The organism is Streptomyces sp. NPDC002793, assembly GCF_040295485.1.
Taxonomy (GTDB): Bacteria; Actinomycetota; Actinomycetes; order Streptomycetales; family Streptomycetaceae; genus Streptomyces.
Genome location: NZ_JBEOVL010000091.1, coordinates 1 through 10,208, shown reverse-complemented (window position 1 = coordinate 10,208; position 10,208 = coordinate 1). Strand labels below are relative to the sequence as shown.

Below are 10,208 nucleotides of genomic sequence, written 5' to 3'. Positions count from 1 at the left end.
GAGCGCACCTACCACCGCCGCCGACGCCAGAAACGTTTGGCCCGATTGACCCCCGTCGAGTACGAAGCCATCATGACCCCACCCGCAGCCCTGGCCGCATAACCCCACTGTCACCTACGCGTGCAGCAGTCCCTCGAGGCGTGCGCCTGGTTGGTGGGGCTCAAGAGCAACGACCGGGCCTACAACACGCAGCGCACGTACGCCGGCCGGATCGCTCTGTATCTGTCGTACTACATCGAGAACGCGGTCGACTATCGACGCGATTGAAGATGCCGTCCGCGGCGAGGTCGCGCAATCGCCGATGCCTGAACCGGAAGCACCGCTCCACCGGAAACCGCCTGTCCCACCGGCACGAGTGGCATCAACGGCGGCGAACGCCCGGACATTCGCCATCCCTCACCCTTGCTGGCCGTAGTAGGCGAGGGCTTCTCTCAGCTCAGCCCGCTGTCGGTCCGTCATCGGCCCCAGGACGCAGACAGGGACCAGCCGGTTCTCGCGGAACGTGATCTTTCCGGGGTGTCGTGGCGGCCAACCCGCCGGACACAATTTGCCTGAAAGCGGACGGAGTTCGGCATCCGAAGGCGGGGGGCCCTTTGTGAACTTGACGTGGAGTCCGGTGTACCGATAGCTGGGACTGCTGCTGTCGATCTCTTTGGTGACGATTCTCTGCACCTGGCTCCACTGGTATTCACGCTCGCAGAAGTCGCTGGTGGTCGCGATGCCCTGCGGCCCGATTTGCAGAGACCAGCCGGGTTTGCGGTGTTGGTACATCCCTAGGGGGCGCATCAAGGGAAGGAGTATGAGCGCGAGCACTCCCAAGGCGAGCGATATCGTGAACAGGGCGATCCACCCGTCGTCCTGCCCTGTTCCGGGCTTGATGCGGTCAAGCATCAGCGGGATCCAGACCCCCACCACCGCCACTGGCAACAAGGCTGTCAGCCCACGGGACCATGCGCGCATCGTCCGAGAATCGGTATAAGCGGACAGGGGCTCCCTTCCCGTCCACGAGATGGTAAATGGACCGGCCGGTTGTCGTGTGTCGTCCAGGGTGCGTGTGGGCGGCGGCTGCCCTACCGGGGGGTGAAGGCCCGACGACGTGCCCGTATCTCCTGAGTCAAGGGCCGCCTGCAGCTGCTTGAGGCGTTCCTGGACCTGCCGCGCCGACTGGGGACGTCGGTGGGCATCACGGTGCAGAAGCTCAGCGACGAGCGCCGTCACCGCCGGCGGCAGGTCGGGGCGGAGCGAATCAAGGCGTGGTGCTTCTTCGTGGCGTTTACGCTCGATGACCGCGTGCCAGCTGTGACCGGTAAACGGAGGCCGGCCGCTGAGCAGGGCGAACAGCACCCCGCCGAGTGCGTACAAGTCGGAGCGCTCGTCACCGCGCTCGGTGAGGAACTGCTCCGGCGCACCGTACTCCGGGGTGCCAGCCGGAGTCAGCTGGGAGGAGCGCGCCACGGAGAACACGGTCTGGATGAACCCCGCGATCCCGAAGTCGACGACCTTTACCTGCCCGTCCGAGGTGAGCATCACGTTGTGTAGCTTGATGTCGTAGTGGATGACGTGGGCCCGGTGCGCAGCGACCAGCGCCGCACAGATCCCGCCGGTGACTTCCAGGGACCGGGCCAAGGGCAGGGGAGTCTCGGCATAGATGTGTTCGGTGAGCGTCACGCCCTCGACCTTCTCCATGACCAGGAAGAGCATGTCCTCGTGGACGCCCCGGTCGTACAGGGCAACCACGTTCGGGTGGTTGATCTGCGCGGCAGCCACCGCCTCGCGTTCAAACCGCTGGGGCAGCTCCGGGTGGACAGCCCCATCCAGGTCGAGCAGCTTGAGTGCGACGTCGCGTTGGAGGGTGCCGTCCCTCGCGGCCCACACCTCGCCCATGCCGCCCCGGCCAAGCCGCTTGACCATCTCGTACCTACCGGCGATCAGCTCTCCGCGCTCCATCGCCCACCCTCTCTGACTCCAGCATGCCAAGTAGCAGGGTACGGCTGGCGGCCTGTACGCGATCAGCCTAAGGGACTCTTCACGGCTTCCGACTGAGCTGTGCGGTACTGACCTTGTGAGGCCGGCATTCGGGAGAGCCCTTCACTACTTGCCTAACTTGCCTTACGTCGACCCCACACGCTGATCTGCAAGGACAGTTGACAGCCCTAGATAACCGGATGTACCGAGGGTGTATGGCAGCGAGCGTGATGCCCCGGAGTCCGGGCCGCAGCCCGTCCGCGACTACCGCGAGCTGACCCGTGGCCGCTGGACGGACAGCTGATCGAGGTGACCGGCTGGACTGAAGAGGAGATCACCACCGGCGCGCACTTGATCACCCCTCATAGCGCATACGGGCCGGGCGGGCGGGCCTACTACGGGCCTACCTTCAGCCGTCCTGGTGGTCTGTGGGTATGGGAGGGTGACACGCCCTGATCGGCTGAGGGCGCGGCAGACTGACCGGTTGCGGTCTCCAGGCGGTCCAGGCGTGCGTAGAGGGCGCGAACAAGCCTCGCACGGCTCTGGGCGCAGCGGACGGTACCCTCGATCATCATGGCCAGCTGGCCTTCTGCCTCGCGCAGGACGACGTCGGCGAGTGCCTTCGGCCCGCTGTCCTTGGGCAGCTGGTCGGCGCGGCGGCGGACGTCGGAGGCGACCGCGCGGGCGTGGCCGGTGAGCTGGAGGGCGATTTGCTCCAGGTCGCGGGTGGTGAGCGTGTCCTGGCCGGTCCATGCGAGGACGGCCTTGACGAGGCACTCGTACGGTTCGCGGTCGAGCGGGAGCTCCGCCTCGATGAGGCCGTCGGGGTCGTACAGGACTGTGTGGACGCTGGTGTGCATGGCGGGCCTTGCTGCTGGGGCGTCTTCGCGCGGGTGGCCGGCGGTCACCGCTGGGGATCCTCGGCGCCGCCGGCTCCGTCGTCCTGGTCCTCGCTGTGCTGACCGAGGAACCGGGCGAAGCCGCGGTCGGCGCGGGCCAGCAGGGCCGGGGAGGGGATGCCGTAGGCGGGCGACTGGAGTCCGCGGCCCTCCGCAGGCGGGGCGATGGAGTCGGTGTGTACGCGCAAGGGGGCCCCGCCTCTCCGGCTGGTGGGCTGTCGGTGCCATCGACGCTACGCACCTGTGGTCCGGGCTCTCAACGAAGTTGCGGAGAATTGCGAAACTTCACTCCAGGGCGTCGATCGCGGCCCGGATGAGCGCGCGGGCGGCGTCGCCGTACACAGCCATCTCCGCGAGGCCGGCGAACGCCTTCGCGTAGTCGGCGAGCTCGCGCGGCTGCGTCACCTTGATCTCCGCCGTCAGCGTCTCCACCACGGCCATCGTGTCGTCGTGGACGTAGAACGCCTCCAACGGCCACACGGTCCGCTGCGCAGTGAACGGGATGATCCCCAGCGAGACGGAGGCAAGCGGCATCACGGCCAGGAGGTGGCGCAGCTGCCCGCGCATCGCCTCGGGGTCGGCGGTGCGGAAGCGCAAGACGGACTCCTCCATGAGGACGACGTAACGGTGGCCGCCTTCGTAGAGGAAGCGGGAGCGGGCGATGCGGGCAGCGACCGCTTCGGCGACGTCGTTGGGGGTGCCCTGGAAGGTGGTGATCTGCTCCATGAGGGCGGTGGCGAAGCCGGGGGTCTGGAAGAAGCCCGGCATCACGTTGGAGACGTAGACCCGGCAGACGCGGGTCCGCTCGTGCAGGGTGTTGAAGTCCTGCTGGACCTTGCGCATGCCGCCCTGGTGCAGGCGGCGCCACTCCAGGTACATGGAGTCGACGGCGCGGGCGGTGGCGACGAGGTCGTCGGCCTGGTCGTCCGCGCCGCACGCCGCGCACCAGGTGCGGATGTCGGTGTCCGAGGGCGCGGCCGCGCCTTTCTGGATGCGGGTGGTCTTCGCGGGGTGCCAGCCGCACCGGGCGGAGAGTTCCTTCCCGGTGAGGCCGGCGTCCTTGCGCAGGTGCTGCAGGCGTACCGCGAGGGCTACGCGGGCTCCTTGGGCGCTGGACGAGGGAGAGGCGGGCATCGGCAGATCGAGTCCTAGACGGTGTACTTCTCGTGCGGGATGCCGCGCTCCCACACGGTCTCGAACGCCGTGGCGCACAACGCGGTCGCGGCCGGCTCCCTGGTGCGTTCCTTGCCGTTCGGCGCCCAGTCACCGGCGCCGGTGAAGTGGTGGAACTGCACGAGGCAGTCGTCCAGGAGCCAGAAGTCGTTGCCGGGCAACGGGATGTCGGAGGCGCGGCGGCGGGGCAGCCAACGCACGTCCTCCCCGGCCTGGAGGTTGAGCGGGGTGATGGCGTGCTCGTAGCGGATGTAGTCGGTGACCGGCTCGGAGACGATCCGCGCCCGGCGCATCACCACACCGCGGGCGACCGCGCCCTGTACGAGCGGCATCCACTGCGGCCAGAACGAGCGGCCGGGGTCGAGGTTCGGGACGCCGGTGCGCAGGAAGTTCTCGAAGTCGTCCGTCTCGTCACCGACGGCGTAGACGTCGCGCATCTCCAGGTGGACCGCCGTGTGATGGGTGTCGGCGAGCAGCTCAGCGAACGTCGCGGTGTTCAGCTGCTGCGCGTTCAGCGGCATCGCACGCCTCCCTCAGAATCGGCACCATGTGGAACGGGATCCGGATCACCCGCTCGTGTGCGGGGATTCCGGTCTTGTGTCCGGCTACCCACTCGGTGGAGCCGACCAGGGACTTCAGGAGGGCGTCGGCTTCCTCGCCCTGGAGGACCAGATCCGCGCTCTCCTCTTCTACCCACACCGTCGGTGATCCCTCGCCTCCGGTGTTGGGGTCGATCCCGACGAACCGTAACGTCATCGCGTACTCCCGTGGCGAGTCGGTTGCGCTTAGTTGCGCCGACCGTCCCGCGTCCCGGCCCGCGCGGTCAAGACCGGGGCCGGATCAGTCCCTCGTACGGTCACAAGCGCGCCGAAAGCGACAGCCGGATGGGCCGGACAGGTGGCCGCCGGGCCTGTGGCGTGCCGGGGCCGGCGGGTTGCCGGTTGGGGAGTCAGCGGACCGATCGGCCCGCGTACGGGTCACGTCTGCGAGGCACAGCATGGGACGTCACAAGCAGCACAAGCCGCGCCGCCCACGGGGCCAGAGCGACCAGCCGGCCACGGAGTGGTTCGGCACCGCGTTCCACTCCACCGAGGGGATGCAGCACCTGGACGTTCGCCAATCCGGCAACGGCATCCTGATCACCTCCTCCCCTGCCGAGATCGACGGCGTTCCGGCCTCATGGCCGCTGCGCCTGCGCAACGACGTCGACGGCGGGCTGAACGAGGTGGGCGCGGCCCTCACGGCCGGGCGCGGCCACGTCTTCGGCGTGACCGAAGGACCCGGCCACAGGACCGTCCTGGCGTTCATGCCCGACCACCCCGAGGAAGGCGTCGGCACGCTGGCCCGGGTCCGCACCCCCGAGGACCCAGACGGCGACGTCGTCTTCGAGCGGAGCGCTGAACGACCGATGGGGCTATGGGCCGAAGCCGGGGAAAGCCTCCTGCGGATCCTGCCGCTGCTCGGTCCGGACGCGCCGCCGGCGGACGAACTCGAGGACTGCCGCCTGTGCCCCGGCTGCTACCGGCCCGTCTACGAGAGCTCTTCCTCGCACACTCTCATCGGCGCCGGTCCGCTCCCGCTGATGGGGCTGTGCAGGCTGTGTGCCGAAGGATCCACGCTCCGCTCGCTGCGCCAGGCCAACGTGCCCATCGACACCCGCCAGCACGCCGTACTGGAGACGGTGGCCGCCGCCCTGGCATAGAGGCACAGCTCGCATGACTGTCATGAATGCGGTTCGGGCGGTGCCGTATCGCGGCACCGCCGACGCACGGATCAGACAGGATTGTCGAGGTCACAAAGCCCGCCTCCTTTCACCGCCAACGAAGGCCCGGGATCGTTCAACACCAGCCGCCCGGCTCATCGACGGCCTCGTCTCTTCTTGCTGTGCCGCCCGCCGCCGTCTTGCTACGGGGCGACTCCGTACTCCACCACGGTGTCCGGGCAGCCATCAGCGAGCTTCTCCAGAGCGGCCTGTTCCTTCGTGTCGATGGTGAGCTTCCAGCGGAGCTTGGTGGCGACCCAGTCCGAGGCGTAGGTGCACTGCGCGGACGCGGCCGGCGGGAGCCACTCGCCGGGATCCCGGTCGCTCTTGGACCGGTTCGACTTCGCGGTCACCGCGACCAGGCTCCGCTCGCTGCCGAGATCGTTGGCGTACTGCTCACGACGTTCCGCATTCCACTCCGAAGCCCCGGAATCCCAGGCCTCCGCCAGCGGGACCATGTGATCGATGTCCAGCTTCCTGGCGTCGGTCACCTCGACCTCGTCGTAGAACGAGGACCAGGACCCGCCCGTGATCGCGCACCGGTCGCCCTGCTCCGGCTTCGTGACGGCTTCGGCCAGGAGCACCTCGCGGCGGGTATCGCAGCCGTCGCCGTCCTCGTCGATCCAGTGATTGAAGGAGTCGCGCTCGTACCCGGTACGGCTTTCTTCACCGAGCGGCAGCATGGCGACCGCGTCATTGAGTGGGGTCCCACTGCCGCCCCCGGGGGCACCGGGCGCGGCCGCGCTGGTGGCAGACGCGGTCGGGCTGGCCGGCTTGTCGTCGGGATCGGCCGTCGCGGCTGGGTTGCACGCGGTGAGACAGGCAGCGAGCAGGGCAGTGCTGATCAGGGCATGGCGCGGCGTGATCACGGCGAGGGGCTCCGGCAGGTGAGAGGGCTGAAACGGCCTCATCGTCGCAGGTTGGAGCCCAAGAGTGACAGGGGCTCAGGTGTTCACGGGGTAGCCCTGACGAGGCCTGTCTCGACAGGTGGTGAACCGGAGGCCCGGCGCCGGTGCACGTCGGTCTCGGCATCCGGGGCTGAGAGCCGGGCATGGCCGCGCTCGAATGGAGCAGAACTCGCGGGCCCTGTACCGACTGGGTGGAGGAGACGGGTCGGGTGCGCACGTTGCTGTGAGCTGCTGCTTCTTCCCGGTTCAGTGTCTGTCGCGAAGCGCTCTTGTGCACACCGATGTTGTGGGTCACGTTGGGCGGATAGTGACGGGTCAGGGGGCACGGTGTAGTGCCAGGGGTGGAGGTCGGCTCTTGTCGAACGGGCGTGTGCGGCTCAGTGGCGGGGCAGCGTGGCAGACCGATTTTCGGCGCCGGACGACAGGCCGCCCAATTCTGAGCGCGATGGATATCGCAATGATCCGTCGCTCGCTGAACGGCACGCTCACCGAACTGCAGCGTGCGATCGAGCGCTTTGACGTGGCCAGGGCTGGAGATCTGTTCGAATGGGCCTGGCATCAGGCTTCCCAGGCCCCGCCGCGTGAGACCCGAGAGCAGCGGGCCCAGTTGAAAGACCTCAAGGAAGTATTGGGCTCTCGCCGGTGGCGGGAGGAGGAGCGGCGCCTGACCGCGCAGGAACTGCGACCGCGGCCGGTCGCGACCCCGCCCGCGCCGCGTAAGCGGGTGAAGCCGCCGGTCTCCGCACAGCGTCCCGTCGTACAGCCAAAGACGGTGTGGTCGTCAGACGCACCTCCTCGCGCCACCGCTCCAGGCTCGGTGCAGCAGCCGGCGCGGACGGCGCCGCCCGTTCCGGCGACCTGCGACGCTTCGCCCATGCCGGTTGCGGAGGTGCGTCCGGTTCCTCGGGACGGCCAGTCGGGGCTTCTGGGGGCAGGGCGACTCGCGGAGCTCGCGACCGACCTGCGGCCGTTGCTGGAGCAGACTGCTCGAGCCGGGGCTACCACTACGTGGACGGCGATCCGCAAGCGTCTGCCGGCCCTTGTGCGTCTGCATCGCGATGACGAGAGCGTGCTTTTGTGGCTTGTCGATGACGACCGCGATCAAAGTGAGCCGTTGCTGTCAGCTCTGGTCACAGTCGGAGATCGGCAGATGCACCCGCGGTTCCCCACCATCGCCGAACAACTCGGTGTGTCCGCTGGACGCTCTTCGACGCAGCAGCGCTCTGCCTGGAACTACGAGGTATTGAAGGCACATCAGCACTGGCGTCACCGGCGCTAAAGAGCGTGGGCGGCTGAATGTCGTGGAACTCGATTGCGATCTTTGACTCCTTCTCGGTTGAATCGGAACTTAGCGGACAGGTATGGCGATCTTGGTCGACTGCAAGGCTCGATCTGCTATCCGAACTGAGGAGCATTCTGTGAACACACCATCGGTACGACCGCGGTGGGAGGGGCTGCCGGAAGAGGTGCGGGCCACAGTGCAGGAACGTCTCGGTTCGCCGGTGGTCGAGGTCAGCTATCCCGAGGGCGGATTCACCCCTGGGCTTGCCGTGCGGCTGACGTGTGCCGACCGCAGTGAGGTGTTCCTCAAGGCCGCGGATCTGGCGCTGCCGATGGCGTCCCACTACCGAGCCGAGGCTGTCGTCGGGGAGCACCTGCCTTCTGTGATCGCGCCCGAGCTGTGGTGGTCGCTGGAGTCGCACGGCTGGATCGTCAACGCCTTCGAGGCGGTCCTGGGCGGGGAACCCGATCTGCGGCCCGGGTCCGCGGACCTCCCCGGCGTACTGAACGTGGTCGGTTCACTGGAGCGGGAGTTGACCCCGTGCCCGGCCCCCGTGGGCGAGGCCGGGGAGACCTTGTCGCTGCTGGCAGGTCACTGGGAGCGGCTTGCTGCTGCCCCGGCCGGCCCGGATGCCTGGTCTATTGCGCGTCGCGCCTGGCTGACGGAGATGGACGACCGGGACCTGCTGGTGAAAGCCGCTGCGGGAGACACCTTGGTGCATTGCGATCTGCGGGCGGACAACATGCTGGTGGAGTCCGAGCGGGTGCGGGTCCTGGACTGGTCCTGGGCGGCTCGTGGTGCGGCGTGGGTGGATGCGGCGTTCTTCGTCCCTCAGCTGATCCTCGCCGGTCACAGCCCGGCCGGAGCGGAGGCAGAGCTCGGAGCGCGGCTTCCGGCGTGGCGTGCCGCAACCCCGGAAGCCGTGAGCATGTTCGCGGTGGCGATCACCGGCTACTGGTCCTGGCACCAGGTGCACGGCCCCGGTGGAGGACTGGGTGCGTACCGGGGCCGGGCGGCGGCGGCCGGCAGGCAGTGGATCGACTACCGGCTCGGCTGACGCCTGGGGGCGGTGGGGACTGGTGGTCGGTCAGGCCGCGGGTGAGGACGGACAGCAGGTGTGGGGCCACGAGGTAGCCGAGGTAGTCCTTCCCGGTGCGGCCGTCGGGTGCTTGCCACAGCGCCTCCCACGCCTCGTGGAGGGTCGGCAGGCCCTCATAGGCGGTCAGGGACTGAGCGAGGGCGGCGGCGGAGCGTTCGGCGCACCGAACCTGCCGGTGGTAGGCGGTGATGTTCCCGCCGAGGAAGACGTGTGGGCTGGTGAGCACGTTGAAGACCAGACGGAGCCGGAAGTGGTCGGTGCTCAGGAACCAGGTCTCGCGGACCGTCGGAGGCGGGGTGCCCCAACTGGGTTGGGTCTGTCAAACGAGCGGTGTAATTCGGGTTGTTGAGGGTTACTGGCGTGCTGCGGAGAGGCGTCCGTCGAAAGTGATGTCGAAGGTTCAAGGCTGGTTTCCAGCGCATGGTCCAGCGGGCCTGGCCCTTGCCGGTCGGGTCCAGCGACATGATCGCCATGTAGACGCACTTCAGGGCGGCCTGCTCGTTCGGGAAGTGACCGCGGGCTTTCACCGCCCGTCGGATCCGCGCGTTCACGGACTCGATCGCGTTGGTGGCGCAGACAATGCGTCGGATCTCGGTGTCGAAGCGGAGGAAGGGAGTGAACTCCTCCCAGGCGTTCTCCCAGAGCCGGACGATCGCTGGATACACGTGTCGGCGAACTCCGCGAATCGCTCGAGTGCGGCTTCCTCGGTCGCCGCGGTGTAGACGGGCTTGAGGACCTTCGCGATCTTGTCCCAGTCCTGGCGGGCGGCATAGCGGAAGGAGTTCCGCAGCAGGTGGACCACGCAGGTCTGCACCACGGTGCGAAGCCAGACGGTCTCGACGGCGTCGGGCAAGCCCTTGAGCCCGTCGCAGACGAGCATGAGGACGTCGTTCACGCCACGGTTCTTGATCTCGGTGAGGATGTGCATCCAGTGCTTGGCGCCCTCGCCGGCCCACAGCCCCAGGATGTCCCGCCGGCCCTCGGCCGTGACGGCCAGGGCAACGTAGATGGGCCGGTTCGCCACGGCGCCGTCGCGGATCTTGGTTCTGTCGACGATCTTGTGATCCGGACTCTTCAGCGGGAAGCGTCCGTCGTTCGCGATCATGCATCGCGTGCTCTC

11 protein-coding genes and 1 pseudogene are annotated in these 10,208 nt (G+C 68.1%); 4 read left to right on the top strand and 8 right to left on the bottom strand.

The features are described 5' to 3' along the window. Positions 1 to 120 precede the first annotated feature (120 nt). Positions 121 to 267, top strand: a complete 147-nt coding sequence (locus tag ABT001_RS35280) for a hypothetical protein (RefSeq protein WP_351285716.1) — start codon at positions 121 to 123, stop codon at positions 265 to 267. A gap of 129 nt (positions 268 to 396) precedes the next feature. Here the strand turns inward: ABT001_RS35280 and ABT001_RS35275 are convergent, their stop codons facing one another. The 6 genes from ABT001_RS35275 to ABT001_RS35245 form a co-directional block, all read right to left on the bottom strand. Beyond that, a complete protein-coding gene (locus ABT001_RS35275) occupies positions 397 to 1,947 on the bottom strand; it encodes a serine/threonine-protein kinase (RefSeq protein ID WP_351285714.1) in 1,551 nt (516 codons plus the stop codon). A gap of 413 nt (positions 1,948 to 2,360) precedes the next feature. Then, complete coding sequence (locus ABT001_RS35265; RefSeq protein WP_351285712.1) at positions 2,361 to 2,825, bottom strand: DUF6415 family natural product biosynthesis protein; 465 nt, start codon at positions 2,823 to 2,825, stop codon at positions 2,361 to 2,363. A gap of 44 nt (positions 2,826 to 2,869) precedes the next feature. After that, positions 2,870 to 3,052, bottom strand: a complete 183-nt coding sequence (locus ABT001_RS35260; RefSeq protein WP_351285710.1) for a hypothetical protein — start codon at positions 3,050 to 3,052, stop codon at positions 2,870 to 2,872. 97 nt (positions 3,053 to 3,149) lie between these two features. Continuing rightward, the gene (locus ABT001_RS35255; protein ID WP_351285708.1) at positions 3,150 to 3,998 is read right to left on the bottom strand and encodes a helix-turn-helix domain-containing protein; all 849 of its coding nucleotides are present in this window, start codon (positions 3,996 to 3,998) and stop codon (positions 3,150 to 3,152) included. A gap of 14 nt (positions 3,999 to 4,012) precedes the next feature. Further along, a complete protein-coding gene (locus tag ABT001_RS35250) occupies positions 4,013 to 4,558 on the bottom strand; it encodes a DUF6879 family protein (protein WP_351285706.1) in 546 nt (181 codons plus the stop codon). Beyond that, complete coding sequence (locus ABT001_RS35245) at positions 4,515 to 4,793, bottom strand: hypothetical protein (protein WP_351285704.1); 279 nt, start codon at positions 4,791 to 4,793, stop codon at positions 4,515 to 4,517. The genes ABT001_RS35250 and ABT001_RS35245 overlap by 44 nt, the downstream gene beginning before the upstream one ends. Positions 4,794 to 5,034: 241 nt before the next feature. Here ABT001_RS35245 and ABT001_RS35240 point away from each other — a divergent pair, with 241 nt between their 5' ends. Next, the gene (locus ABT001_RS35240; RefSeq protein WP_351285703.1) at positions 5,035 to 5,739 is read left to right on the top strand and encodes a hypothetical protein; all 705 of its coding nucleotides are present in this window, start codon (positions 5,035 to 5,037) and stop codon (positions 5,737 to 5,739) included. A gap of 203 nt (positions 5,740 to 5,942) precedes the next feature. On the opposite strand, the gene ABT001_RS35235 is transcribed toward ABT001_RS35240, so the two are convergent. Beyond that, positions 5,943 to 6,710: an HNH endonuclease family protein gene (locus tag ABT001_RS35235; RefSeq protein ID WP_351285702.1), complete on the bottom strand. Its 768-nt coding sequence runs from the start codon at positions 6,708 to 6,710 to the stop codon at positions 5,943 to 5,945. Positions 6,711 to 7,152: 442 nt separating this feature from the next. On the opposite strand from ABT001_RS35235, the gene ABT001_RS35230 reads away from it, so the two are divergent. Further along, positions 7,153 to 7,986 carry a hypothetical protein gene (locus ABT001_RS35230; RefSeq protein WP_351285700.1) on the top strand — a complete coding sequence of 278 codons (834 nt, stop codon included), beginning with the start codon at positions 7,153 to 7,155 and terminating at the stop codon, positions 7,984 to 7,986. 139 nt (positions 7,987 to 8,125) lie between these two features. Next, positions 8,126 to 9,046, top strand: coding sequence for a phosphotransferase (locus tag ABT001_RS35225; protein ID WP_351285698.1), 921 nt, complete (start codon positions 8,126 to 8,128; stop codon positions 9,044 to 9,046). 394 nt (positions 9,047 to 9,440) lie between these two features. Here the strand turns inward: ABT001_RS35225 and ABT001_RS35220 are convergent. Continuing rightward, positions 9,441 to 10,130 (bottom strand): annotated as a pseudogene (locus tag ABT001_RS35220) (IS256 family transposase); the annotation flags it as partial. Positions 10,131 to 10,208: the final 78 nt, after the last annotated feature.